At 70.1% G+C, this 25,410-nt stretch carries 18 protein-coding genes and 1 pseudogene; 12 read left to right on the forward strand and 7 right to left on the reverse strand.

Going from position 1 to position 25,410, the window contains the following annotated elements; all coding sequences use genetic code 11:
• Positions 1-70: 70 nt before the first annotated feature.
• From ACTWQF_RS28050 to ACTWQF_RS28070, 5 genes and pseudogenes are all read left to right on the forward strand, one after another.
• Positions 71-1,390 (forward strand): annotated as a pseudogene (locus tag ACTWQF_RS28050) (RNA-guided endonuclease InsQ/TnpB family protein).
• A gap of 37 nt (positions 1,391-1,427) precedes the next feature.
• Positions 1,428-2,612 carry an ROK family transcriptional regulator gene (locus tag ACTWQF_RS28055; protein WP_443282529.1) on the forward strand — a complete coding sequence of 395 codons (1,185 nt, stop codon included), beginning with the start codon at positions 1,428-1,430 and terminating at the stop codon, positions 2,610-2,612.
• Between the two features lie 321 nt (positions 2,613-2,933).
• Positions 2,934-4,046 carry a substrate-binding domain-containing protein gene (locus tag ACTWQF_RS28060; protein WP_443282494.1) on the forward strand — a complete coding sequence of 371 codons (1,113 nt, stop codon included), beginning with the start codon at positions 2,934-2,936 and terminating at the stop codon, positions 4,044-4,046.
• 69 nt (positions 4,047-4,115) lie between these two features.
• Positions 4,116-4,922: an ATP-binding cassette domain-containing protein gene (locus tag ACTWQF_RS28065; RefSeq protein WP_443282495.1), complete on the forward strand. Its 807-nt coding sequence runs from the start codon at positions 4,116-4,118 to the stop codon at positions 4,920-4,922.
• Positions 4,919-6,280, forward strand: coding sequence for an ABC transporter permease subunit (locus ACTWQF_RS28070; protein WP_443282496.1), 1,362 nt, complete (start codon positions 4,919-4,921; stop codon positions 6,278-6,280). The genes ACTWQF_RS28065 and ACTWQF_RS28070 overlap by 4 nt, the downstream gene beginning before the upstream one ends.
• A 130-nt stretch (positions 6,281-6,410) precedes the next feature.
• Here the strand turns inward: ACTWQF_RS28070 and ACTWQF_RS28075 are convergent, their stop codons facing one another.
• Positions 6,411-6,671, reverse strand: coding sequence for a hypothetical protein (locus ACTWQF_RS28075; protein WP_443282497.1), 261 nt, complete (start codon positions 6,669-6,671; stop codon positions 6,411-6,413).
• Between the two features lie 318 nt (positions 6,672-6,989).
• Here ACTWQF_RS28075 and dxs point away from each other — a divergent pair, with 318 nt between their 5' ends.
• The 4 genes from dxs to ACTWQF_RS28095 all read left to right on the forward strand — a co-directional run bounded on the left by dxs (position 6,990) and on the right by ACTWQF_RS28095 (position 13,680).
• Positions 6,990-8,906, forward strand: coding sequence for a 1-deoxy-D-xylulose-5-phosphate synthase (gene dxs, locus ACTWQF_RS28080; protein ID WP_443282498.1), 1,917 nt, complete (start codon positions 6,990-6,992; stop codon positions 8,904-8,906).
• A 250-nt stretch (positions 8,907-9,156) separates the two neighbouring features.
• Positions 9,157-10,683 (forward strand): ArnT family glycosyltransferase, encoded by a 1,527-nt coding sequence (locus ACTWQF_RS28085; RefSeq protein WP_443282499.1) that lies wholly within the window; start codon positions 9,157-9,159, stop codon positions 10,681-10,683.
• Positions 10,684-10,861: 178 nt separating this feature from the next.
• Positions 10,862-11,362, forward strand: coding sequence for a hypothetical protein (locus tag ACTWQF_RS28090; RefSeq protein WP_443282500.1), 501 nt, complete (start codon positions 10,862-10,864; stop codon positions 11,360-11,362).
• Positions 11,362-13,680 carry a hypothetical protein gene (locus ACTWQF_RS28095; protein ID WP_443282501.1) on the forward strand — a complete coding sequence of 773 codons (2,319 nt, stop codon included), beginning with the start codon at positions 11,362-11,364 and terminating at the stop codon, positions 13,678-13,680. Before ACTWQF_RS28090 ends, ACTWQF_RS28095 begins: the two co-directional genes overlap by 1 nt.
• A gap of 108 nt (positions 13,681-13,788) precedes the next feature.
• Here the strand turns inward: ACTWQF_RS28095 and ACTWQF_RS28100 are convergent, their stop codons facing one another.
• The 5 genes from ACTWQF_RS28100 to ACTWQF_RS28120 form a co-directional block, all read right to left on the reverse strand.
• Entirely contained in the window at positions 13,789-15,909 is a 2,121-nt protein-coding gene (locus ACTWQF_RS28100; RefSeq protein WP_443282502.1) for a 3-hydroxyacyl-CoA dehydrogenase NAD-binding domain-containing protein, read from the reverse strand.
• 2 nt (positions 15,910-15,911) lie between these two features.
• The gene (locus ACTWQF_RS28105; RefSeq protein WP_443282503.1) at positions 15,912-17,126 is read right to left on the reverse strand and encodes a thiolase family protein; all 1,215 of its coding nucleotides are present in this window, start codon (positions 17,124-17,126) and stop codon (positions 15,912-15,914) included.
• A gap of 119 nt (positions 17,127-17,245) precedes the next feature.
• On the reverse strand, positions 17,246-18,508 hold the full coding sequence (locus ACTWQF_RS28110) for a ribonuclease D (protein ID WP_443282504.1): 1,263 nt from the start codon (positions 18,506-18,508) through the stop codon (positions 17,246-17,248).
• A gap of 124 nt (positions 18,509-18,632) precedes the next feature.
• Positions 18,633-19,313 carry a response regulator transcription factor gene (locus ACTWQF_RS28115; protein ID WP_099884917.1) on the reverse strand — a complete coding sequence of 227 codons (681 nt, stop codon included), beginning with the start codon at positions 19,311-19,313 and terminating at the stop codon, positions 18,633-18,635.
• A 325-nt stretch (positions 19,314-19,638) separates the two neighbouring features.
• The gene (locus ACTWQF_RS28120; protein ID WP_443282505.1) at positions 19,639-20,310 is read right to left on the reverse strand and encodes a DUF3000 domain-containing protein; all 672 of its coding nucleotides are present in this window, start codon (positions 20,308-20,310) and stop codon (positions 19,639-19,641) included.
• 73 nt (positions 20,311-20,383) lie between these two features.
• On the opposite strand from ACTWQF_RS28120, the gene hemE reads away from it, so the two are divergent.
• Positions 20,384-21,481, forward strand: coding sequence for a uroporphyrinogen decarboxylase (hemE, locus tag ACTWQF_RS28125; protein ID WP_443282506.1), 1,098 nt, complete (start codon positions 20,384-20,386; stop codon positions 21,479-21,481).
• Between the two features lie 239 nt (positions 21,482-21,720).
• Here hemE and ACTWQF_RS28130 read toward each other — a convergent pair whose 3' ends face one another.
• A complete protein-coding gene (locus ACTWQF_RS28130; RefSeq protein ID WP_443282507.1) occupies positions 21,721-23,127 on the reverse strand; it encodes an FAD-dependent oxidoreductase in 1,407 nt (468 codons plus the stop codon).
• A gap of 104 nt (positions 23,128-23,231) precedes the next feature.
• On the opposite strand from ACTWQF_RS28130, the gene hemG reads away from it, so the two are divergent.
• Positions 23,232-24,668 carry a protoporphyrinogen oxidase gene (hemG, locus tag ACTWQF_RS28135; RefSeq protein ID WP_443282508.1) on the forward strand — a complete coding sequence of 479 codons (1,437 nt, stop codon included), beginning with the start codon at positions 23,232-23,234 and terminating at the stop codon, positions 24,666-24,668.
• Positions 24,661-25,377, forward strand: coding sequence for a hydrogen peroxide-dependent heme synthase (gene hemQ, locus ACTWQF_RS28140; RefSeq protein ID WP_443282509.1), 717 nt, complete (start codon positions 24,661-24,663; stop codon positions 25,375-25,377). The genes hemG and hemQ overlap by 8 nt, the downstream gene beginning before the upstream one ends.
• Positions 25,378-25,410 lie beyond the last annotated feature (33 nt).

Genomic DNA, 25,410 nt, shown 5'->3' on the forward strand with positions numbered 1-25,410 from the left:
ACGGTGGGGTGCGGCCGGTAATGGCTGGCACTTTTGACTGTTAACACAATCCATAGTTAGTGTGTTAACTGTGTCCCAGACGGTCAGGCGGGCGTACAGGTACCGGTGCTACCCGAGCGCCGAGCAGGCGGAGCTGCTGCAACGCACGTTCGGCTGCATCCGGGTCGTCTGGAACAAGGCGCTCGCGGAGAGGGTGCGCCGGTACAAGGGCGAGGGCGTCTCGACGTCGTACGTCGAGACGGCGAAGTGGCTGACCGCGTGGAAGCGGGACGAGGAGCTGTCCTTCCTGCGTGAGGTGTCCAACGTGCCGCTCCAGCAGGCACTGCGTGCCCAGCAGGCCGCATTCGCGGCGTTCTTCGACAAGCGGGCCGGGTACCCGCGCTTCAAGAGCAAGAAGAAGTCCCGGAAGTCGGCGACGTTCCAGAACAATGCCTTCTCCTTCCGTGACGGCCGTCTCACTCTGGCGAAGATGACCGAGCCACTGGACATCGTGTGGCACCGGCCGCTCCCGGACGGCACGGAGCCGTCCACGGTCACGGTGTCGCAGGATGCGGCCGGACGCTGGTTCGTGTCGATGCTGGTCGAGGAGACCGTCACCCCGCTGCCGGCCACAGATGCGGCTGTGGGCATCGACGCGGGCCTGATGCACCTGGTCACTCTCTCCACCGGGGAGAAGATCACCAACCCGCGCTATGAGCGGGTCGATCGGCGCAAGCTGGCCAAGGCCCAGAAGGTGTTGGCGCGCAAAGCGAAGGGCTCCGCGAACCGGGCCAGGGCCCGGCAGCGGGTGGCTCGTATTTACGCCCGGATCGCCGACCGGCGCCGGGATCTGCTGCACAAACTCACCACACGGCTGGTACGCGAAAACCAAGCACTGGCCATCGAGGACCTGATGGTCCGCAATCTGCTGAAGAACCGCTCCCTGGCCCGAGCCATCTCGGATGCGGCCTGGAGCGACTTCCGCACCCTGCTGGAGTACAAGACTCAGTGGTATGGGCGCGACCTGCTGCTGGTGGATCGCTGGTTCCCCAGCTCGAAGCTGTGCTCGGCCACGGACTGCTCCTATATGAGCGAGAAACTGCCGCTGAATGTCCGTGCGTGGACCTGCCCGAGCTGCGGCTCGGTCCATGACCGCGACGTGAACGCGGCACGCAACATCCTCGCCGCCGGGCTGGCGGAGAGGTGAAACGCCTGCGGAGGACCGGTAAGACCGACCCGGAGAACTCCGGGGAGGCACAGTCCGAGGAACCAGGAAAATCATCCCCGCGAGGGGATGAAGTCCCGGCCATTACGCCGCGCCGGGGAGAAGCCACGAGCCACAAATGAGCACCAGTCGGTCCCAGCCGAGCTCAAAGGGCTTGACGGGAAGATCCGCCGGGGCTCTGCTTAGGGTTCAGATGTTGGAGACAAACGGGGAGTGAACAGTGGTGGAGACTCCGGGCTCGCAGTCCTCGCTGCACCGGGCAAACCTGGAGCGCGTCGTGCGGGCCGTCCGCATGGCCGGTTCGCTCACCCAGGCGGAGATCGCCCGCACCACCGGGTTGTCGGCCGCGACAGTCTCCAACATCGTCCGTGAGCTCAAGGACGCCGGGACGGTCGAGGTCACCCCCACCTCCTCCGGCGGTCGCCGGGCCCGTGCGGTCTCGCTGAGCGCCGATGCCGGGATCGTCGTCGGCGTCGATTTCGGCCACTCCCACCTGCGCGTCGCCGTCGGCAACCTGGCGCACACGGTGTTGGCCGAGGACGCCGAACCCATCGACGTGGACGCCTCGGCGGAGCAGGGCTTCGACCGCGCCGAGCAGCTGGTGCGGCGGCTGGTCGGGGAGAGCGGCATCAGCCCGGCGAAGGTCATCGGCATCGGCCTGGGCGTACCGGGCCCCATCGACATGGAGACGGGCGTGCTCGGCTCCACCGCAATCCTGCCGGGCTGGGTCGGCACCAACCCGCGCGACGAGCTGACCACCAGGATGGGCGTCCCGGTCTACGTGGACAACGACGCCAACCTCGGGGCACTCGGCGAACAGGTCTGGGGGGCCGGCCACGGCGCCCGCGATCTCGCCTACATCAAGGTCGCCAGCGGTGTCGGCGCCGGTCTGGTGATCAACGGCCAGATCTACCGCGGCCCGGGCGGCACCGCCGGCGAGATCGGCCACATCACGCTGGACGAGTCGGGACCGGTCTGCCGCTGCGGCAACCGCGGCTGCCTGGAGACCTTCACCGCGGCCCGCTATGTGCTCCCGCTGCTGCACTCCAGCCACGGCACGGACCTGACCATGGCCCGGGTGGTGCGGCTGGCGGCCGAGGGTGACCCCGGCTGCCGGCGGGTCATCGCCGACATCGGTCGGCATATCGGCAGCGGCGTCGCCAGCCTGTGCAACCTCCTCAACCCCTCGCGGGTCGTACTCGGCGGGGACCTCGCCGAGGCCGGAGACCTGGTGCTGGGTCCCGTACGGGACTCGGTGGCGCGCTACGCCATCCCCAGTGCGGCCCGCCGGCTGAAGGTCCTGCCCGGCGAACTCGACAGCCGCGCCGAGGTGTTGGGTGCCCTGGCCCTGGTCCTCAACGAGATGGGTGACACCACGCTGGTGGACGCGGCTGCGGCTGTCGCCTGAGGTTGCCGCGCCTGAGGTTGCCGCTCGAGATGGCGGCGGCAACCGCCGTTGCGGGCCCGGGCAGCTGCCCGGGTGCGGGTCCTTTGTGGCTTGTCGCGCAGTTCCCCGCGCCCCTTACGGGGCGCGTCTCCCGTGCTGGGCTTGCCCAGCCCTCATGCCGGGCGCGCAAGATCCGCTGGTCACGCCCATGGGTTTCCGTCTTCAACGGATGGCATCGTTGTCATCTCGTTAAGGATTTGCTTATTGACCGCTGAGTCAGCTGCGAGTTGACTTCCCGCTACCTCGGCCGCAATGCCGCGGCCCCGTCAGGGAGGTCTCTCAATGCACGCAGCGCTGCGCGGCATCGTCCTCGGCACCGTCACTCTTTCCCTCGCGCTCACCACGGCCGCCTGTGGCAGTGCCGACCAGGCGGACGGCAAGGACAGCGGCAAGTCCAAGAAAGGACCGCTGACCATCGGGCTGCTGCTGCCCGAGAACCAGACAGCGCGCTACGAGCGCTTCGACAAGCCGCTGATGGTCAAGAAGATCAAGGAGCTGGCGGGCAAGGACACCAAGGTCCTGTACGCCAACGCCAAGCAGGACGCCAACGTCCAGCAGCAGCAGGTCGACACGATGATCGCCAAGAAGGTCGACGCGCTGATCCTTGACGCGGTGGACGCCAAGTCCGTCTCCAGCTCGGTCAAGAAGGCCGACGACAGCGACATCCCCGTCGTCGCCTACGACCGCCTCGCCGAGGGCCCGATCAAGGCGTACACCTCGGTCGACAACCCGCGGGTCGGCAGGCTCCAGGCCAAGTCCCTCCTCGACGAGATGGGCGACAAGGCCGATAAGGGCAAGATCGTCATGATGAACGGCTCCGTCACCGACCCCAACGCCAAGATGTACAAGGACGGCGCCCACTCCGTCCTCGACGGCAAGGTGAAGATCGGCAAGGAGTACGACACCAAGGAGTGGAAGCCGGAGAACGCCAACGAGAACATGAAGGGCGCCATCTCCTCCCTCGGCAAGAAGAACATCGTCGGGGTCTACTCCGCCAACGACGGCATGGCGGGCGGCATCATCACCGCGCTCAAGCGCGCGGGCTTCGACAAGGATGAGCTGCCCCCGGTCACCGGCCAGGACGCCGAGCTCAACGCCGTGCAGCGGATTCTGGCGGGCGAGCAGTTCATGAGCGTCTACAAGCCGTACGTCCCCGAGACCTCGGCCGCCGCCGAGTTCGCCGTCGCGCTGGCCCGCGGGGAGTCCGTGGACAAGGTCGCTTCCTCGAAGACCGACAGCGAGTCCGCCAAGGACGTCCCCACGAAGATCGTCACGCCGCTGCCTCTGGTCAAGGACGACATCAAGAAGTACGTCGGCAAGTCCGGCTTTTTCACGTCCAAGGAGATCTGCACCGCCAAGTTCAAGAAGGCATGCGCCGAGGCGGGCATCAAGTAATCCCGTCGAGCGGCCGGCACACCCCACCGTTCGAACGGCGGGCGGTGTGACGGCCCAGGGGCATAAGGAGTGATTCACGTGTCCGCTACGCCCGTGCTGGCGTTGCGCGGAATCTCCAAGCGGTTCGGGGCCGTCCAGGCGCTCACGGACGTCCAGCTGGAGATCCACCCCGGCGAGGTCGTCGCCCTCGTCGGCGACAACGGTGCAGGAAAGTCCACCCTGGTCAAGGCCATCGCGGGCGTCGGCCCGGCCGACGAGGGCACCATCGAATGGGACGGGCGGCCCGTCCGTATCGACCGGCCGCACGACGCCCAGCAGCTGGGCATCGCGACGGTCTACCAGGACCTCGCGCTGTGCGACAACCTCGACGTCGTCGGCAACCTCTTCCTCGGCAACGAGATCAAGACACGCGCCGTGCTGAACGAGGTGGAGATGGAGCGCCGCGCCCGCGAGCTGCTGTCCACCCTCTCCATCCGCATCCCCAGCGTCCGGGTACCCGTCGCCTCGCTCTCCGGCGGGCAGCGGCAGACCGTGGCGATCGCCCGCTCGCTGCTCGGCGAGCCCCGCGTCGTCATCCTGGACGAGCCCACCGCAGCGCTCGGCGTCGAGCAGACCGCGCAGGTCCTCGACCTGGTCGAGCGGCTCCGGGAGCGGGACCTGGGTGTGCTGCTGATCAGTCACAACATGGCCGACGTACGAGCCGTCAGCGACCGGGTCGCCGTGCTGCGCCTCGGCCGCAACAACGGGACCTTCACGGTGAGCGAGACCAGCCAGGAGGAGATCGTCTCCGCGATCACCGGGGCGAGTGACAACGTCGTCACCCGCCGCAATGCCCGTACCGCAGAGAACGCGCGCACCACGGAGGTGCACAAGTGACCACCGGCACCCCCACGGACGGCACGCCGGCCGACGACACGCCCACCGACGGCACCGCAGCCGACGGCACGCCAGTGAAGGTCACCAAGGCCCCGAGCGAGGCGGCGGAGAACGGGACGGCGGCCCCGGACGCTCCCGTCGCCACCGTCGACCCCCGGCTGCTGGTGCGCCAGCAGGGCTTCGCCGGCTATCTGGAGGACCTGCTGCGTCGGCTCCGCACCGGCGAGCTGGGCTCCGTCCCGGTCATCGTCGGCCTGCTGGTCATCGGCGCGGTCTTCCAGTTCCAGGACTCCGCGTTCCTGAGCTCGAACAACCTCAGCGACCTGTTCGTGCAGAGCGCGGGCACCGGGCTGATCGCGGTCGGCATCGTCTTCGTCCTGATTCTCGGCGAGATCGACCTGTCGGTCGGCTCGGTCAGCGGGATGTCGGCCGCCGTGCTGGCCGTCCTCAACATCAATCAGGGCATGAACGAGGTGCTGGCGGTCCTGCTGGCCATCCTCACCGGTATGGCGGCCGGCGCCGTGCACGGCTTCTTCTTCGCCAGGATCGGCGTCCCGGCCTTCGTGGTCACCCTGGCGGGCCTGCTGGGCTGGAACGGCCTGATGCTCCAGATCCTCGGCCCCAGCGGCACCATCAACCTCGACGACGACGGGCTGGTGGCGCATCTCACCAACTACTACTTCTCCGACAAGGCGGCGGCCATGGGCCTGGCCACCGTCTGCGTCCTGGCCTTCCTCGGCTTCTCCCTGCTGGACCAGCGCCGGCGCAAGGCGGCGGACGTCCCCAGCCGCCCGCTCAGCGAGATCCTGCTGCGCACGGCGGTGCTGGCAATCCCCGCGTACGTCGCAGCGGCCGTCTTCAACTCCTACAAGGGGCTGCCGCTGGCGGTGGTGATCTTCCTGGGCGTGGTCGTCCTCGGCGACTTCGTGCTGCGCCGCACCAGCTACGGCCGTCAGGTCTTCGCCGTCGGCGGGAGCAGCGAGGCCGCCGCACGTGCCGGCATCAACGTGCCCATGGTGCGGATCACCGTCTACGCCATCGCCGGGACGATGGCGGCCGTCGGCGGACTGTTCTTCGCGTCACAGATCAACGCGGCCAACCAGTCCTCCGGCGCGGGCAGCCTGCTGATGAACTGCATCGCGGCGGCCGTCATCGGCGGCACCAGCCTCTTCGGTGGCCGCGGAAAGACCTGGTCGGCGCTGCTGGGCGCACTGGTCATCCAGTCGATCAACTCCGGCATGGCCCTGCTGGGCACCGGTTCGGCCCTCCGCGACATGATCACCGGTGCGGTGCTGCTGGCGGCGGTCGTGATCGACTCGGTCTCCCGCCGGACCCAGAAAACCGCTGGTCGGGCCTAGCGCGCTCAGTCCGCAGGCCGCGCAGGTGCGGATGGATCGGTCCAGGCGCCGGAGCGAAGGGCTCCGGTGCCTGGACCGACGCCTGCAAGGGGTGACGGACCGTTCGTGGGCGATCCGCCCAGTCGGCGTCCTAGCGCCCGTGGTGCTTCTGTTCCCTCGCGAGTTCGGCCTTCTCGGACTTCTCCTTCGGCTCGTGCAGGCGCTCGTACGCCTCCTTCGCCGCCGAGTCGGGCTTCTCCTTGTGCGGCTTCTTCGATCCCTCCTTCTTGGGCTCCTCACCGCTGATCGAGGACGGGGCGGCGGCCACGGCCTGTGTGGCGCCCAGAGTCATGGTGAGAGGGGCGACCACCAGGGCTGCGGCAGCGAGGGTGCGCTTGAGTCGGTTCGGCATGGAGCCTCCTACGGATCGGGGGATGACGGCGTAATCGCCATCACCGCTGTCCGTTATAAGCGCATTTAGGGTGCGATCCGCGAGTTACGCCGCCAAACGGGTGTCCGGCCCCTGCGCGGACCGCCCGTGCCCTCCGTATGCACCCTTGAGTGCGGGCTGGCATTCGTGTGACTGAGATGGCACCGTCCGGTGAATCCGGGTGGAGGCGGAACATTAGACTTTGTGGGCACCTCCCGGCCGAAGGTTGGGGGAAGATCGGCACGGTCCGACAACGACGGCTCGACAGCGTTCGATCACGCTTGACGCAAGGAGGTACGGGTGGCGTTGCTGACCCGCATCAGGGGACCACGCGATCTGGACCGGCTCACCCCGGAGCAGCTGGAGAGGCTGGCCGAGGAGATCCGCACCTTCCTGGTCGAAGCGGTCTCCAAGACAGGTGGACATCTGGGCCCGAACCTCGGTGTGGTCGAGCTGACCATCGCCCTGCACCGGGTCTTCGACTCCCCCACGGACAAGGTGCTCTTCGACACGGGGCATCAGTCGTATGTGCACAAGCTGCTGACCGGGCGGCAGGATTTCTCCAAGCTGCGGGCCAAGGGTGGTCTGTCGGGCTACCCGTCGCGTGCGGAGTCGGCGCATGACGTGATCGAGAATTCGCATGCCTCGACGGTTCTGGGCTGGGCGGACGGTCTGGCCAAGGCGAACGAGGTGCGTGAGCGGGACGCTCACGTGGTGGCGGTGATCGGAGACGGGGCGCTGACGGGCGGGATGGCCTGGGAGGCGCTGAACAACATCGCTGCGGCCAAGGACCGTCCGCTGGTGATCGTGGTCAATGACAACGAGCGGTCGTATTCGCCGACCATCGGCGGTCTGGCCAACCATCTGGCGACGTTGCGTACGACGGATGGATATGAGCGTTTTCTGGCCCGGGGCAAGGATGTGCTCAACCGGACGCCGGTGGTGGGCAAGCCGTTGTACGAGACGCTGCATGGTGCGAAGAAGGGGTTGAAGGATTTCATCGCGCCGCAGGGGATGTTCGAGGATCTGGGGCTGAAGTATGTCGGGCCGATCGACGGGCACGACATCGCGGCTGTGGAGTCGGCGTTGCAGCGGGCCAAGCGGTTCGGTGGTCCGGTGCTGGTGCACTGTCTGACCGAGAAGGGCCGCGGCTATCAGCCCGCGCGCCAGGACGAGGCCGACCAGTTCCACGCCGTCGGCGTCATCCATCCCGACACCGGCCTCCCCGTCAAGTCCTCCGGCGCCGACTGGACTTCCGTCTTCGGCGACGAGATGGTCAAGCTCGGCCGCGAACGGAAGGACATCGTCGCCATCACGGCGGCCATGATGCGCCCCGTCGGACTGCACGCCTTCGCTCAGGAGTTCCCCGAGCGGGTCTACGACGTGGGCATCGCCGAGCAGCACGGCGCGGTCTCCGCCGCCGGACTCGCCACCGGCGGTCTGCACCCGGTCTTCGCGGTCTACGCCACCTTCCTCAACCGTGCCTTCGACCAACTGCTGATGGACGTGGCACTGCACAAGTGCGGCGTCACCTTCGTGCTGGACCGGGCCGGCATCACCGGCACGGACGGCGCCTCGCACAACGGCATGTGGGACATGTCCATCCTGCAGTGCGTCCCCGGACTCCGGCTGGCCGCGCCCCGCGACGCCGACCAGGTACGCGCCCAGCTGCGCGAGGCCGTCGAGGTGGACGACGCGCCGACCGTGGTGCGTTACTCCAAGGGCGCCGTCGGTCCGGCGGTCCCCGCGGTGCGCCGGGTGGGCGGCATGGACGTGCTGCGGGAGCCCGCCGACGGGGCGGCCGGCGATGTGCTGGTGGTCTCGGTCGGAGCGCTCGCTCCGATGTGCCTGGAGATCGCCGGGCTGCTCGACAAGCAGGGGATCACCGCCACGGTGGTGGACCCGCGGTGGGTCAAGCCGGTCGACGAGTCGCTGCCGCCGCTGGCGGAGCAGCACCGCGTCGTGGTCACCGTCGAGGACAACAGCCGTGCCGGCGGCGTCGGCTCGGCCGTGGCGCAGGCGTTGCGGGACGCCGGTGTCGACGTTCCGCTACGGGACTTCGGCATCCCCGAGCGGTTCCTGGACCACGGATCCCGGAAGGAGATCCTGACGGAGATCGGGCTCACCGCGCCCGATATCGCCCGCCAGGTGACGGGGCTCGTTGCCAAGTTGGACGGGCGCTTCGACGCGGAGCAGGCCGAAGTGGCCCGCGACTAGCCGCCTTGCGGGGCGCCCTCTCTGTCCCTGTGCTGGGAAGGGGGTGCCCCTGCCCGACGTCCGCAGGCTGCGGATTACGTCGTGGCTGTGGGGGCACCTCCCGGCCGGAGTCCCCCAGCCTCCGGCCGGGAGGTGCCCCCAGGGGGAGCAGTTCCCCGCGCCCCTGACGGGGCGCGTCTCCCCTGCTGCGCTTGGGTTGCGCAGGGTGGGCAAGAGCGGCCCCCATGCCGGGTGCCGCTAAATTGGGGGGATGCCGTTGTCCCCTGCCGCGGAGCACCTCACCACCGCCGCGCGCGAAAGGGCCGTGGCGAACTGGACGCGGCTCGTCACCGTCCTCGTCGCCCTCACGGTCCTCACCCGCCTCCCGTCCTTCGCGCGTACCCCCTGGAACCCCGACGAGGGGTATCTGGCCACGCAGGCCCGCCAACTGGCCGACGGGGGCGTGCTCTACGACACCGTGGTGGACCGGAAGCCCCCCTTCGTGCCCCTGCTCTACCGGGGTGCCTTCGCGCTGTTCGGTGACGACTCGCTGTGGCCGGTGCGGGTGGCGGCCATCGTCGCCGTACTGGTGGGTGCGGTGCTGGCCGCCTCCGTCGCGGGGCGCCGCTGGGGTGAACGGGCGGCGTGGACGGCGGGGATCTGCTACGTCTTTCTGACGGTCGGGCTCAAGCCGGAGGACACCCAGGCGGCGACGTTCGAGGTCTTCATGCTGCCCTGGACCGTCGCGGCGGTCTGGTTCGCTCAGCGGGCCCGCTGGCTCGGCGCCGGGCTGGCGGTAGCCGGAGCGGTGCTCTCGAAACAGACCGGTGGTGCCGTGCTGCTGCCGGTTCTCGCCCTGCTGTGGCAGGCCCGCGCGGGCTGGGGAGCCGTCTTCCGGGTCGGTGCCGGAGCAGCACTCCCGGTGGTGAGCGCTGCTCTCGCCTTCGATCCGGGCCGCTTCCTGTACTGGATCGCCACCGGCTCCGGGTCGTATCTCTCCGCCGACGGAGCCGGATTCAAGCCGCTGCTGCGTGCGCTGGCCGGCGTCGGGCTGCTGACGCTCGCCGCCCTCCCGCTCATCGTCGCCCTCGTCCGCGTCGCCCGCTCCCGTACCGCCGTGCGGTCCGCCGACCGCGCCCCGCTCGACGGCACCGCGGACGTATGGATCTGGCTCGCCGCCTCACTCGGCGCCGCCACCGTCGGGTTCCAGTTCTTCGGTCACTACTTCCTCCAACTCGTCCCGCCCCTCGCGTTGCTGGGTGCCGCGGCGCTGCAGGAGCTGACCGCGCGGGCCGCCACCGTGGCGCTCGCCGCCACCGCGTTCCTGGCGTGTGTGTTCGTCGGCTGGGGCTTCACCGACAGCCGTACGGAGGTCGACCACGCGCGCCGGCTGGCCGACACCGTGCGCTCCTACACCGACCGCAAGGACCGGGTGCTGCTGTGGGGCATGCACCCGGAGGGGTACTGGCTGGCCAAACGCTCTCCCGCCTCCCGCTATCTGACCGCCGGGTTCCTCACCAACTTCAGCGGCGGCCGGGGTGAGACGCGGGTGGGCGAGCGGTACGCGATGGAGGGTGCCTGGCCGCACTTCGAGCGCGAACTGCGGCGGCGCCCGCCCGAGCTGATCGTCGACGACTCGCGCGGCAAGCGGTACGGCGTCCAGCAGATCCCCACGCTGCGCCGGCATCTCGCCCGCCACTACGAGAAGGTCGCCACCATCGACGGGTCCTCGTTCTATCTGCGCACCCGCCCGGAGATCCGCTCCTCCCGGGCGGGCGGGGTGCCCCAGCCCCGCTGACCGGCCCGGCCTTTGCGATCTCTTTCCCATTGTTGTTGCAGGTCGCTGCTGTTTGTCCAGTTGCTGCTCTCCCGTTGATCGTCTGCCGTTTCCCTGCGGAAGTTAGGTTCGCCGCCCCGCGTGCGTCAGGCCGTCGCGCGTGGAGCAAGTCGCACGACGCAGGGAACGGGAGGACAGCTTGTCGTTCGAGCAGGAGTGGGCCGGGCTCAAGGCCGCGTACGCGCCCGAGACGACGGCGCACATGCGGCTCGCCGGGACCGGCACACACGGGGGCGGCACCGTTGGCGGCGGTGCCGGAGGCGGAGCGAACGGGCAGAAGCGGCTCCATGTGACGGATCACGTGCTGCGGGGCCGCGCCGGCCACGCCGAGACCGTGCGGAGCCAGTTCCTCAAGGCGGACGACGAGGTCACGCGCGAGACGGGACAGATCACCGGCACCCTCAAGGGTTTCCGTACCGACGCAGCGATCGCCACCTTCCAGGAGCGCTGGCGCGACCAGATGTCCTACGTCAAGCAGCAGTTCACCGGAACGGCATCCGCACTGCGCTCCGCCGCGGGCGCGTTCACCACCGAGGACCACCGCCGCAAGCGGGACATCGACGCCGTGGCGGGCACCAAGGACGGCCACGGCACGGGCACGCGGCACGGCAGCCACGCCACGAGCGGAGGCAGCCGCTGATGAGTGACCAGCTCAGCTACACCGACGTACGGCACGCCGACCTCACCCCGCTGGACGAGGCCGTCGGCAAGTGGAAGAACGCGCCCGGCAAGTTCCGGCAGATCGAGACGAACTTCAACACCGACGTCGTCAAGGGCCTGGCCAACTCCGACTTCGAGGGCGAGACGGCCGAAGCGGCGTGGCGCAAGTTCCGCGGGGTCAAGGCTCAACTGCTCGCCGCGCAGGAGGAGTCCCGGCGGGTGCACACGGTGCTGTCCGAGGCGCTGGGCAAGTTCCGCCACGCCCAGAATGCTCTGAAGACCATCGAGGACGAGCTGAAGGACTTCCTCCACCTCAGCATCGACAAGCACGGCACCCTCAAGCTGGAATTCTCGGACGAGGAGAAAGCCGACCCCGAAACCGAGCAGCGCATCCGCAGGAAGAATGCCCCCTACATCAGGGAATACGAGGGGCGCATCGAGCGGGCCCTCAAAACCGCCGACCAGGCCGACCGGGACCTCGCCCGGGCGCTGACCACCGACGTCAACGGCACCGAACGCGGCTTCAACGACCACGCGTACAACAGCCTCAAGGACGCCCGCGAGCACGCAGCGCAGGACCTCAAGGAGGCCCTGCACCTGGCGAAGACCGAGAACGGCAGGATGAGCGCCCGCCAGTTCGAGCGGCTCACCGCGCTGATCACCCGGCACAGCCAGGACCCGCAATTCGCCGAAGGGTTCACCACGAAGCTCGGCGCCGAGCGCACGCTGAAGCTCTGGTACAACGCCACTCACCCACGCAACCTCGACCACCCCGACACAAAGATCGACGGGTGGGGGACGAAGTCGGCCAAGACGCTCCAGGAATCGCTGAGCAACACCCTCGCCCTGGCCTCGCACTCCAACACACCGGAAATGCGCCAGTGGCAGAACGACATGATCGCCCTGGGCGACAAACGTCTGGAAAGCAGCGGCGGTACGACCCACCCGTACGGCTTCCAGCTCATGAGCAATCTGATGCACTCGGGTAAGTACGACAGCGGCTTTCTGAACCGTTACGGTGACCGGCTCGTCGCCTGGGACAAGAAGCTCAACACCCACGACAATTACGCCTATTGGTCCAACACCGGCGACACCGACACCCTCACCGCGCGCGGCGTACCCGGTGACACCGGGCACGACGCGATGGTCGGCTTCCTGGACGCCCTGGGCCACAATCCGGGCGCCGCCACCGAGTTCTTCGGCCGGCCCGCCGATGTCAACGGCGTCGTGGACCGGGACTCCGAGCTCAACGACAAGCTCAAGTACCTGACCCAGGACCGCAACTGGATCTTCGACGGCAACACCCAGGCGGGCCCGCGCCAGATGCCGGGACACGAGGCGCTCGGTCACGCGCTCACCGCGGCCACCACCGGCTACGCCTGGGACGATCCCGCGCTGACCGGGAAGAATCCCGAACTCTTCGAGCACGGCGGCGACCGGCGTACCGCCGCCACCGCCGGCGTCATGGAGCAGGTCGTGAACGTCTACGGCGGCGCCGACGGCCCCAAGCTGCTGCGCGACCAGCCCGCCATCGCCGCGAGCTTGGGCGCGATGGGCGGCGCCTACGTGGACGACATCAACCGCTCCGTCTCCGGCGTGGGCGACTCGTTGCAGAGCAACGGAGCCTTTCCGCCCGCCTATCGGGGCGCGGCCGAGCTCAGTCGCGACCAGGCCGTGGACTTCCTCAGTGTCCTGGGCCAGAACGAGACCTCGCACGGCATCATGAACCAGGCCGAACACCTCTACACCCTCGACCGGTTGGCCCAGAACCCGCCCTCCGAGAGCGACGAGGCCTGGGCCACGGGGCGACGGGTGCTGCTGACGGAGGCCGAGGCTCGGGGGACGCTGGACCATTCGCGGGTCCAGCAGATCGAGGCGCAGTACACGGCCGACAGCGCCGCCGCCAAGCAGGCTTACCGCGAATCCGGCTACTGGACCCGCGTCGGTATGAGCTCCGGGGCACCCGCCCTGACCAACGGGCTGCTCAGCCTGGCGGGTAAGAGCGGACCCTGGGGCGTGGTGATTCCCATCGTCGCGGGCGGCGGCCTGGAATTCTCGAAGCTCTTCCACAACGACGTGGTCTTCGGCGGGCCCAATCTTCCTGATCCGCCGGAGAACAAGGACCAGTTCTTCGCCCGCGGCGAGCGGGATCTCGGGGGCACGGCGGAGAAATACCTGGAGAAGTACGGGAACGGTCCAGATGTGACCGGAGACCTCGCCGACGACATCAAGTCCAAGTACCTGGCCATCGGCCCGCAGGGCAACGCCTTTGAAGGCCGCGAGCCCGCTACGAAGTGAAAGAGCCGCTGCCCTTTCCCTTCCCGAAACCGGGCGCGAAGCCCAAAAGAAACGGCGAAAAGGGAGCTCCCCCGGCCCGGAGGCCGGGGGAGGGCAGCGGCTACCGCATCATTCCGGGACGCTGGCCAGGCCGGGCTCCAGGAAGCGGCGGCCGGCGACGCGCTCGCTGACGCCCTCACGGTCGAGGTAGGGCGTCACACCACCGAGGTGGAACGGCCACCCGGCACCGGTGATCAGGCACAGGTCGATGTCCTGGGCCTCGGCCACCACACCCTCGTCCAGCATCAGCCGGACCTCCTCGGCGATGGCGTTCAGCGCCCGCTCCCGCACCTGCTCCTCCGTCAGCACAGTGGTGCCGACCTGGAACAGCGAGGCGACCTCCGGGTCCAGCTCCTGGGTGCCCGGAACGTACAGGTTCCGCTTCCCGGCCTCCACGACCCGGCCCAGGTTCTCCGAGACGGCGAACCGGTCGGGGAAGGCGTCGTGCAGCGTGCCCGCGACGTGGTGCGCAACAGCCGGGCCCACCAGCTCCAGCAGCTGGATCGGCGACATGGGCAGCCCCAGCGGCGCCAGCGCCCGGTCGGCGACCTCGACCGGCGTGCCCTCGTCGATGGAGCGCAGCACCTCGCCGAGGAACCGGGTCAGCACCCGGTTGACGACGAACGCGGGCGCGTCCTTGACGAGTACGGCCGTCTTCTTCAGCTTCTTCGCGACACCGAACGCGGTGGCCAGCGCGGCGTCGTCGGTCTTCTCGCCCCGCACGATCTCCAGCAGCGGGAGGATGGCCACCGGGTTGAAGAAGTGGAAGCCCACGACCCGCTCGGGGTGCTTGAGCTGGGAGGCCATTTCGCTGACGGACAGTGAGGAGGTGTTGGTCGCCAGGATGGCGTGCTCCGGCACGGCAGCCTCGACCTCGGCGAACACCTTCTGCTTGACGCCCATCTCCTCGAAGACGGCCTCGATGACGAAGTCGGCGTCGGCGAACGCGGCGGCCTTGTCCAAGGAGCCGGTCACCAGGGCCTTCAGCCGGTTGGCCTTGTCCTGGCTGACGCGGCCCTTGAGCAGCAGCTTGTCGATCTCCTCGTGGCAGTAGGCCACACCCTTGTCGACCCGCTCCTGGTCGATGTCGGTCAGTACGACCGACACCTCCAGGCGGCGGGCGAACAGCAGGCCGAGCTGCGACGCCATCAGACCGGCGCCCACGACGCCGACCTTGGTGACCGGACGCGCCAGGTCCTTGGACGGGGCGCCCGCCGGGCGCTTGGCACGCTTCTGCACCAGGTTGAAGGCGTAAATGCCGCTGCGCAGTTCGCCACCCATGATCAGGTCGGCGAGCGCCTGGGTCTCGGCCTCGAAGCCCTTGCGCAGGTCGCCGTTCTTGGCGGCGGCGATGATGTCCAGGGCCCTGTAGGCGGCCGGGGCCGCGCCGTGCACCTTGCTGTCGGCGATCTGCTTGCCGCGCTCGACGGCCGCGTCCCACGCCTCCCCGCGGTCCACTTCGGGGCGTACGACCTCGATCTCGCCCTTGAGGACGCCCGCGGTCCAGCGCAGCGACTCCTCCAGGAAGTCGGCGCCCTCGAACAGGGCGTCGGCGATGCCCAGTTCGTAGACCTGCTTGCCCTTGAGCTGACGGTTCTGGTTGAGCGAGTTCTCGATGATGACGCTGACCGCGCGCTCGGCACCGATCAGGTTCGGCAGCAGCGCGCAGCCGCCCCAGCCGGGGAGCAGGCCCAGGAAGACCTCGGGCAGCGAGAAGGCGGGCAGCGCGGCGGAGACGGTGCGGTAGGTGCAGTGCAGCCCCACCTCGACGCCGCCGCCCATCGCCGCGCCGTTGTAGTACGCGAACGTCGGTACGGCCAGGTTGGCGAGGCGGACGAAGACGTCGTGGCCGCCCTTGCCGATGGCGACCGCGTCCTCGTGCCGCTTCAGCAGCTCGACGCCCTTGAGGTCGGCGCCGACGGCGAAGATGAAGGGCTTGCCGGTGAGGCCGACGCCCTTGATCTCGCCGTCCGCGGCCTCCTTCTCCACCTGGTCGATGGCGGCGTTGAGATGAGCCAGCGACTGCGGCCCGAAGGTGGTGGGCTTGGTGTGGTCCAGCCCGTTGTCCAGCGTGATGAGGGCGAACCTGCCTGCCCCGTACGGCAGATCGAGGTGGCGTACGTGCGCCTGGGTGACGACCTCGTCCGGGAACAGCTCGGCCGCGCCCTTCAGCAGCTCAGCGGTGCTCATTCTTACTTGCCCTCCCAGTGGGGGTTCTCCCAGATGACGGTCCCGCCCATGCCGAAGCCGACGCACATGGTGGTCAGGCCGTAGCGGACGTGCGGCTGCTCCTCGAACTGGCGGGCGAGCTGGGTCATCAGCCGTACGCCGGAGGAGGCCAGCGGGTGCCCGTAGGCGATGGCGCCGCCGTACTGGTTGACGCGCGGGTCGTCGTCGGCGATGCCGTAGTGGTCCAGCAGCGCGAGCACCTGGACGGCGAACGCCTCGTTGATCTCGAACAGGCCAATGTCGTCGATCGACAGCCCGGCCTTGGCCAGCGCCTTCTCGGTGGCCGGAACCGGGCCGATGCCCATCACCTCCGGCTCGACACCGGCGAACGCGTAGGAGACCAGCCGCATCTTCACCGGCAGTCCGAGCTCCTGGGCCACGTCCTCGGCGGCGATGAGGGAGGCGGTCGCACCGTCGTTCAGGCCCGCGGCGTTACCCGGGGTGACCCGGCCGTGCGCGCGGAAGGGGGTCTTGAGCCCGGCGAGGTTCTCCAGCGTCGTCCCCGGCCGCATCGGCTCGTCGGCGGTGGCCAGGCCCCAGCCGGTCTCCCCGCCCTCGGGCGAAGTACGGCGGATCGAGATCGGCACCAGGTCCGGCTGGATCTTGTCGTTGGCGTACGCCTTGGCCGCCTTCTCCTGGCTGCGCACCGCGAAGGCGTCGGCCCGCTCCTTGGTCAGGTGCGGGAAGCGGTCGTGCAGGTTCTCGGCGGTCATCCCCATGAACATCGCCGACTCGTCGACCAGCTTCTCCGAGACGAAGCGCGGGTTGGGGTCCACGCCCTCGCCCATCGGGTGCCGGCCCATGTGCTCGACACCGCCGGCGACGACGATGTCGTAGGCGCCGAAGGCGATCGAGCCGGAGGTCGTCGTCACGGCCGTCATCGCGCCCGCGCACATCCGGTCGATCGAGTAGCCCGGGACGGTCTGCGGCAGCCCCGCGAGAATTCCGGCGGTGCGGCCCAGGGTCAGCCCCTGATCACCGATCTGGGTGGTCGCGGCGACAGCGACCTCGTCGATGCGCTCCGGAGGCAGGCCGGGGTTGCGGCGCAGCAGCTCACGGATGCACTTGACGACCAGGTCGTCGGCGCGGGTCTCGTGATAGATGCCCTTGGGGCCCGCCTTGCCGAACGGTGTGCGAACGCCGTCGACGAAGACGACGTCCCTTGCGGTACGAGGCACGTTGGCTCTCCTCCAGGTGCGGCCAGGGGTCGGTCACCCCCCATGCTACTTGCCGGTAACCACCTGGCAAGGGGCGACCTGGCCGAGGGGCACACGTCACATCCGGGTATGCGCGTACGTCACACGGAGACGGTCAGTGCGGCGCGCAGCAGCTCTGCCGTCTGCGCGATCTGCCACTCGCGGGCACCCAGCGTGCGCAGCGCGCCGGAGACCGACTCCACGGACACCTCGGCCGGCGGCTCCCAGCACAGCCGCCGCACCGTGTCCGGGGTCAGCAGGTTCTCCTGCGGCAGGTTCAGCTCCTCCGCGTGCTGGGTGACGGCCGCCCGGGCCGCCGTCAGCCGCGCTGCCGCCGCCGGGTCCTTGTCGGCCCAGGAGCGGGGCGGCGGCGGACCGTTGGTGGCCTGCGACTGCTGCGGCAGCTCCTCCTCCGGCAGCGCACGGGCCCGCTCGACGGCCGCCATCCACTGGTCGAGCTGCTTGCGGCCCACCCGCTGGCCGAAGCCGGGCAGCGCCGCCAGCGTCCTGGCGTTCGAGGGCATGGCCAGCGCCGCCTCCACGATCGCCGCGTCGGACAGCACCTTGCCCGGTGAGACGTCCCGCTTGCGCGCCACCGCGTCCCGCGCCTGCCACAGCTCCCGTACGACGGCCATCTGCCAGCGCCGGCGCACCTTGTGCATGCCGGAGGTGCGCCGCCAGGGGTCCTTGCGCGGCGGCGGGGCCGGAGCGGCGACGATGAACGCGAACTCCTCCTGGGCCCACTCCAGCTTCCCCTGCCGCGACAGCTCCTGCTCCAGCGCGTCCCGCAGGTCCACCAGCAGCTCCACGTCGAGCGCCGCGTACCGCAGCCAGGGGTCGGGCAGCGGACGGGTGGACCAGTCGACGGCGGAGTGCCCCTTCTCCAGGGCGTATCCGAGCACGTTCTCCACCATCGCGCCCAGGCCCACCCGCGCGAACCCGGCGAGCCGCCCGGCCAGCTCGGTGTCGAAGAGCCGGGTGGGCCGCATACCTATTTCCCGCAGACACGGCAGATCCTGACTGGCGGCGTGCAGTACCCACTCGGTGCCCGCCAGCGCCGCGTCGAGGCCCGAAAGATCGGGGCAGGCGACCGGGTCGATCAGCGCGGTGCCCGCGCCCTGGCGGCGCAGTTGAACCAGATAGGCCCGCTGTCCGTATCTGTACCCCGACGCGCGCTCGGCGTCGACGGCCACCGGGCCGCTGCCCGATGCGAAGGCGTCGGTCACCTCGGCCAGCTCCTCGGCCGTCACGGTGACGGGCGGGATCCCCTCGCGTGGTTCCAGGAGGGGGACCGGCGCCGGGGCGGAGTCCTGGAGGTGGGCCTGAGCTGCGGATGCTGATGCGGTCTCTTGGGCGTCGGTCACCAGTCAAGGGTATCCGCGCGCACCCGATGGCGAGCGCCCGCCGACGGAACGTTACGTCGACGGGCGCCCGGAAAGCGGAAGCGTGGGGGGAGGACGGAGGAGTACCGGAGAGTAGGGGCGGGGGTCAGTGGATGATGCCCGTCCGCAGAGCGACGGCGACCATGCCGGCGCGGTCGCCGGTGCCCAGCTTGCGGGCGATCCGGGCGAGGTGGCTCTTGACGGTGAGCGCCGAGAGGCCCATGGAAACGCCGATGGCCTTGTTGGACTGGCCCTCGGCGACCAGGCGCAGCACCTCGACCTCGCGGCCGGACAGCTCCCGGTAGCCGCCCGGGTGGCCGGGACCACCGGGGCCGCCGCCCGGCCTGCGGTGCATCCGCGCCGCAGCGGCGGCGCCGATGGGTGCGGCACCGTGCCGGGTGGGCAGCGGACCGCCCAGGTTGGTGCGGGTGCCGGTGACGACATAGCCCTTGACGCCGCCGGCCAGCGCGTTGCGTACGGCGCCGATATCGTCGGCGGCGGAGAGCGCCAGGCCGTTGGGCCAGCCCGCCGCTCTGGTCTCGGACAGCAGGCTGAGCCCGGAGCCGTCGGGCAGGTGGACGTCGGCCACGCAGATGTCGCGTGGGTTGCCGATTCGGGGGCGGGCCTCCGCGATGGACGACGCCTCGATCACGTCCCGCACGCCGAGAGCCCACAGGTGGCGGGTCACGGTGGAACGGACTCGGGGGTCGGCCACGACGACCATGGCCGTCGGCTTGTTCGGGCGGTAGGCGACCAGGCTTGTGGGGTGCTCAAGGAGAACAGACACCGGGCCTCCTGAGGGAGTGGCTGTGGGGGACGGAACCGAACGAGTCGGGTATTCCGCGTGAAGGGTCACAGACTCCTTCGGCACCTTCTCCACGCCTCTTTAGAGAAAGATCACGAATTAGTGACCCGAATTTCCACAATCCGGTTTCCTCGGTTCATTTTCCGCAGCCGGAAAGATTCCTTTGTCTACACAGAGACCGTTGTCTTCATGGACCGGGTGCGCGACCGGAATTGTGCGGCGTCTTTGTAGACAAAACGCCGCACCCGGCGGGAGCGGCTCCCGCCGGGTGCGGCGATGAAGGGGTTGAGGTGAGGGGAGCGTCGGGCTAGTGCGGGCCCCTGCGCTGCGGGAGCTGAACGACCGAGGAGCCCTCGCCCGTCTCGGGGGGCAACCCGGCGCACTGGCAGAGGAGTTCGCACCAGGCGGTCAGATGCGCGGCGGCGTCCGGGGTGGTGCCCTCAGGAGTCCAGCTCGCCCGGATCTCCAGCACCTCCTCCGCCGCGCGCTCCGCGAGCCCGCCGAAGAAGGCGGAGCTGGACCGGGTCACCGTCCCGCTCGGCTCCACGTACCCGGCACCGCGCGCCTCCAGGGCGCCCGTCAGCCAGGTCCAGGTGACCTCGGGCAGCAGCGGGTCGCCGGCGATCTCCGGCTCCAGCTCGGCCCGGGCCAGCGTGACGACGCGGAAGGTGCCCTGCCACGACTCCTGGCCCTGCGGGTCGTGCAGCAGCACGAACCGCCCGTCGGCCAGCTCGGTCCCTTCGTCGTCCGGCTCCGTGACGGTCGCCTCCAGCGCGAACGAGTACGGCGCCAGCCGCCGGGGCGCGGGGAGCAGGGAGAGCTGGACCTCGGGGCGCGGGCGGGTCTCGCTCAGCGCCGCGACAGCCGCCCGGAAAGGCGGCGGAGAGGAGTCCCCGCCCCCGCCGCCGGAGCCTCCCGTCCCGCTGGTGTCTTCCACTCCGCCGGAGCCTCCCGCCTTCGCCGCCCGAGCCGCAGTCATGGGCCGAAGAGTAGGCGGACGGCGGGCTTCAGGCTGGTAGGGACACCCCATTACGCCATGGGAGACTTCGGGTGTGAGTGGAAACGACCGCCCTGAGGGCCAGCCGACGCAGACACCGGACGTCGCAGCGAGCGCTGCGGCGGATACGGCGTCTTCACCGTTTCTCCGCGCGTGCCGCCGCGAACCGGTGCCGCACACTCCGGTGTGGTTCATGCGGCAGGCCGGCCGCTCGCTGCCCGAGTACCGCAAGGTGCGCGAGGGCATCGCGATGCTGGACTCGTGCATGCAGCCCGATCTCGTCGCCGAGATCACCTTGCAGCCCGTGCGCCGGCACAAGGTGGACGCCGCGATCTACTTCAGCGACATCGTCGTCCCCCTCAAGGCCATCGGCGTCGACCTCGACATCAAGCCGGGCGTCGGCCCCGTCGTCGAGAAGCCCATCCGCACCCGCGCCGACCTGGAGCGGCTGCGGGCCCTGGAGCCCGAGGACGTCCGGTATGTGACCGAGGCCGTCGGCATCCTCACCCGCGAGCTGGGCGCCACCCCGCTCATCGGCTTCGCCGGTGCGCCCTTCACGCTGGCCAGCTACCTGGTCGAGGGCGGCCCCTCGAAGAACCACGAGCGCACCAAGGCGCTGATGTACGGCGACCCGGAGCTGTGGGCCGAACTGCTGGACCGGCTCGCGGACATCACCGCGACCTTCCTGAAGGTGCAGATCGAGGCGGGCGCCGGCGCGGTGCAGCTGTTCGACTCATGGGTGGGCGCGCTCGCTCCGGAGGACTACCGGCGCAGCGTGCTGCCCGCCTCCACGAAGGTCTTCGACGCCGTCGCCGGGTACGGGGTGCCCCGTATCCACTTCGGCGTCGGCACCGGTGAGCTGCTCGGTCTCATGGGTGGGGCCGGAGCCGACGTGGTCGGCGCCGACTGGCGGGTGCCGGTGGACGAGGCCGCACGCCGGGTGGGCCCCGGCAAGGCGATCCAGGGCAACCTCGATCCGGCCGTCCTTTTCGCCCCCCGCGAGGCGGTGGAACGGCAAGCCGCCCGCGTCCTCGAGGCGGCGCGTGGGCTGGAGGGGCACATCTTCAACCTGGGGCATGGAGTCCTTCCGGACACTGATCCCCAGGCGCTGACGGACCTTGTGGCGTACGTCCATGAAGAGAGCCGCCGCTGAGGTTGCGGCCGTCGCCGATGCCGCCGGACTCTCGCCGTCGTGGCTGAGCGCCGTTTCGGCGGGAAACGTTCTGGGGGCAAAGCCCCCAGGCCCCCAGCTCCCCGCTGCGCTTGGGCAGTCTGCTCCCCCAGCCTCCGGCCGGGAGGTGCCCCCAGGGGTGCCCCCTGCTCGAAGAGCTTGGGGGAGCAGGGTGGGCAAGCGCAGCACCCGCCACCGGGCCGCAGACGGGAACGGCGGGGTCAGCCCTCGCGCACGGCGGCTGCCGCCTTGCGGGCGGCGATGAGTACCGGGTCCCAGACGGGGCTGAACGGCGGGGCGTAGCCGAGGTCCAGAGAGGTCATCTGTTCCACCGTCATGCCCGCGTGCAACGCAACGGCGGCGATGTCCACGCGCTTTCCCGCGTTCTCGCGGCCGACGATCTGGACGCCGAGCAGCCGTCCCGAGCGGTGCTCGGCGATCATCTTGACGTGGATCGGGCGGGCGCCGGGGTAGTAGCCGGCCCTGGTCGTCGACTCGATCACCACGCTGGCGAAGCGGAGCCCGACGGCGGCGGCCTGCGCCTCCAGCAGCCCCGTCCTGGCGATCTCCAGGTCGCACACCTTGCTGACGGCCGTGCCCACCACTCCGGGGAAGGTGGCGTAACCTCCGCCGATGTTGGCGCCGATGATCTGGCCGTGCTTGTTGGCGTGCGTGCCCAGCGGCACATGCTGGGCGCGGCCCGAGACGAGGTTGAGGACTTCCACGCAGTCGCCGCCCGCCCAGATGTTCTCCCGGTCGCGGACCCGCATCGCCAGGTCCGTCAGCAGTCCGCCGGACTCGCCCAGCGGCAGTCCCGCCTCGCGGGCCAGCGCGGTCGCGGGTTTCACACCGAGGCCGAGCACGACCACGTCGGCCGGGTACTCGGCGTCCTCGGTCGCGACTGCGCGGGCCCGGCCCCGCTCGTCGGTGAGGACCTCGGTGACGGCGGCGCCCAGCACCGTCTCGATGTCCATGGAGCACATCGCCTCGTGCACCAGCTTGCCCATGTCCGGGTCGAGGGTGGACATCGGCTGCTCGGCCCTCTCCAGCACCGTCACCGCGTAGCCGCGCCTGACGAACGCCTCGGCCATCTCGACGCCGATGTAGCCCGCGCCGACGACGACCGCCCTGCGCGGCCCCGCACCTTCCCCAGCCGTAGCCCCGGGCTCCACGAGCTGCCCCAGCGCGTCCAGCAGCTGCTGGCCGTCGTCCAGCGTCTGCACCCCGTACACGCCCTCGGCATCGATCCCGGGCAGCGGCGGGCGCACCGGGACGGCGCCGGTGGCCAGCACGAGCTGGTCGTACCCCACCCAGCGCTCGGTGCCCTCCTGCTCCCGCACCCGGACCCGCTGCCCGTCCACGTCCAGCTCGACCGCCTCGGTACGCATCCGCAGGTCGATTCCGCGCGAGCGGTGCTCCTCGGGCGAGCGGGCGATCAGCTTGTCGCGTTCGGCGACGTCACCACCCACCCAGTACGGGATGCCGCAGGCGGAGTACGAGGAGAAGGTGCCCCGCTCGAACGCCACGATCTCCAGTTCGTCAGGACTCTTGAGCCGGCGTGCCTGCGCCGCGGCCGACATCCCCGTCGCATCGCCACCGATGACCACCATCCGCTCCGCTGCCGCCATCGCGGACGCTCCTTTCGCCGTACGGGCGGTGCCGCCCACCGGACGTGCTGCCACTGACAGGGCCCACGCTATGCGCCGGGTACCGTTCTGCGAGACTTGCCCGTATGCACGTACTTGTCATCGGGGGCGGAATCTCCGGGCTGGCCGCTGCGCACCAACTGCTGGCGTCCGGCGCCCGGGTGACCGTGCTGGAGGCCGGCGCCCGGCTCGGCGGCAAGCTGCGTGCGGGCAGCATCGCGGGGACGGCCGCCGTGGACCTGGGCGCCGAATCCATGCTGGCCCGCCGTCCCGAGGCCGTGGAGCTGGCGCGCGCCGTCGGGCTCGGCGAACGGCTCCAGCCGCCGTCCGTCTCCGGGGGCGCCATCTGGACGCGCGGCGCCGTACGGCCCATGCCCAAGGGCCATCTGATGGGCGTCCCCGGCGACCCGGCCGCGCTCGGCGGGGTGCTCTCGCCCGAGGGGCGGGCCCGGATCGCCGAGGACGGGCGGCTGCCGCGTACCGAGATCGGCGAGGACGTGGCCGTGGGCGAGTATGTCGCCCGGCGGCTCGGCCGCGAGGTCGTCGACCGGCTGGTCGAACCCCTGCTGGGCGGGGTGTACGCCGGTGACGCCTACCGGATCTCGATGCGCGCCGCCGTCCCGCAGCTGTACGAGGCAGCACGCGGCGAGCGCTCCCTGCTGGCCGCGGTGCGCGCCGTGCAGGACCGGGCCGCCGCCCGGCCCGCGTCCCACAGCCCCGTCTTCATGGGCATCGAGGGCGGCATCGGACGGCTGCCCCAAGCCGTGGCCGAGGCGTGCACCGCCAGCGGCGCCGAGATCCGGCTGAGCACACCGGTGCGCGAGCTGCGCCGTACGCCTTCCGACGGCGGGCCCGGCTGGCTTGCCGTCACCGAGCACGAGGCGCTGAGCGCCGACGCCGTCGTGCTGGCCACCCCCGCACCGGCTGCCGCCCGGCTGCTGGCCCCGCACGCCCCGGCAGCGGCCACGGTGCTCGACGAGGTCGAGTACGCCTCGATGGCGCTGGTCACCCTGGCCTTCCGCAGATCCGAGGCGGACCGCATCCCGGACAGCAGCGGCTTCCTGGCGCCCCCCGTGGACGGCCGCGCCATCAAGGCCGCCACCTTCTCCGCGCACAAGTGGAGCTGGGTCGCGGCCCAGGACCCCTCCTTGTTCGTGCTGCGTACCTCGCTGGGCCGCTACGGCGAGGAGCAGATGCTCGAGCGGGACGACGCCGAACTGGTGGAGCTGTCGCTGCGCGATCTGCGCGCCGCCACCGGGCTGGATGCGCGCCCCGTCGACTCCCTCGTCTCCCGCTGGGACGGCGGCCTGCCGCAGTACCCGGTCGGACACCTTCAGCGCGTCGCCGCGGTCCGGGCAGCCACAGGCGCGCTGCCAGGGCTCGCGGTTGCCGGCGCCGTCTACGAGGGCGTGGGCATCCCGGCCTGCATCGCCAGCGGAGAGCGCGCGGCCCGGCACGTACTGGAAGCAGCTGCATCAGCTGAGTCAGCCAACGAGAACAGTGAGAAGACACGTCATGAGTGAGGCACCGCAGAAGTCCCCCAACGCGGGCAAGAAGGCCAAGGACCTCAACGAGGTCATCCGCTACACCCTCTGGTCGGTCTTCCGGCTGCGCGATGTGCTCCCCGAGGACCGCGCCGGGTACGCGGACGAGGTGGAGGAGCTGTTCGGCCAGCTCGCCGCCAAGGACGTGGTCGTCCGCGGTACGTACGACGTCTCCGGGCTGCGGGCCGACGCCGACCTGATGATCTGGTGGCACTCGGAGGACTCCGACGCGCTCCAGGACGCCTACAACCGCTTCCGCCGCACCAAGCTGGGCCGCGCGCTGGAGCCCGTCTGGTCGAACATGGCGCTGCACCGTCCCGCCGAGTTCAACAAGTCGCACATCCCGGCCTTCCTCGCCGACGAGGAGCCGCGCGCCTATGTGAGCGTCTACCCGTTCGTGCGCAGCTACGAGTGGTATCTGCTGCCCGACGAGGACCGCCGCCGGATGCTCGCCGACCACGGCAAGATGGCCCGCGGCTTCCCCGACGTACGGGCCAACACCGTGCCCGCCTTCTCGCTGGGCGACTACGAGTGGATCCTCGCCTTCGAGGCCGACGAGCTGTACCGCATCGTCGACCTGATGCGGCACCTGCGGGGCTCCGAGGCGCGGCTGCACGTCCGCGAGGAGATCCCCTTCTTCACGGGCCGCCGCAAACCGCTGGGCGAGCTGGTCGCGGGGCTGGCGTAACCCTCCTTCGCCGGCGGCGGCAAGGGGCGCAGC

This window comes from Streptomyces sp. 8N114 (assembly GCF_052245835.1).
Lineage (GTDB): Bacteria > Actinomycetota > Actinomycetes > Streptomycetales > Streptomycetaceae > Streptomyces.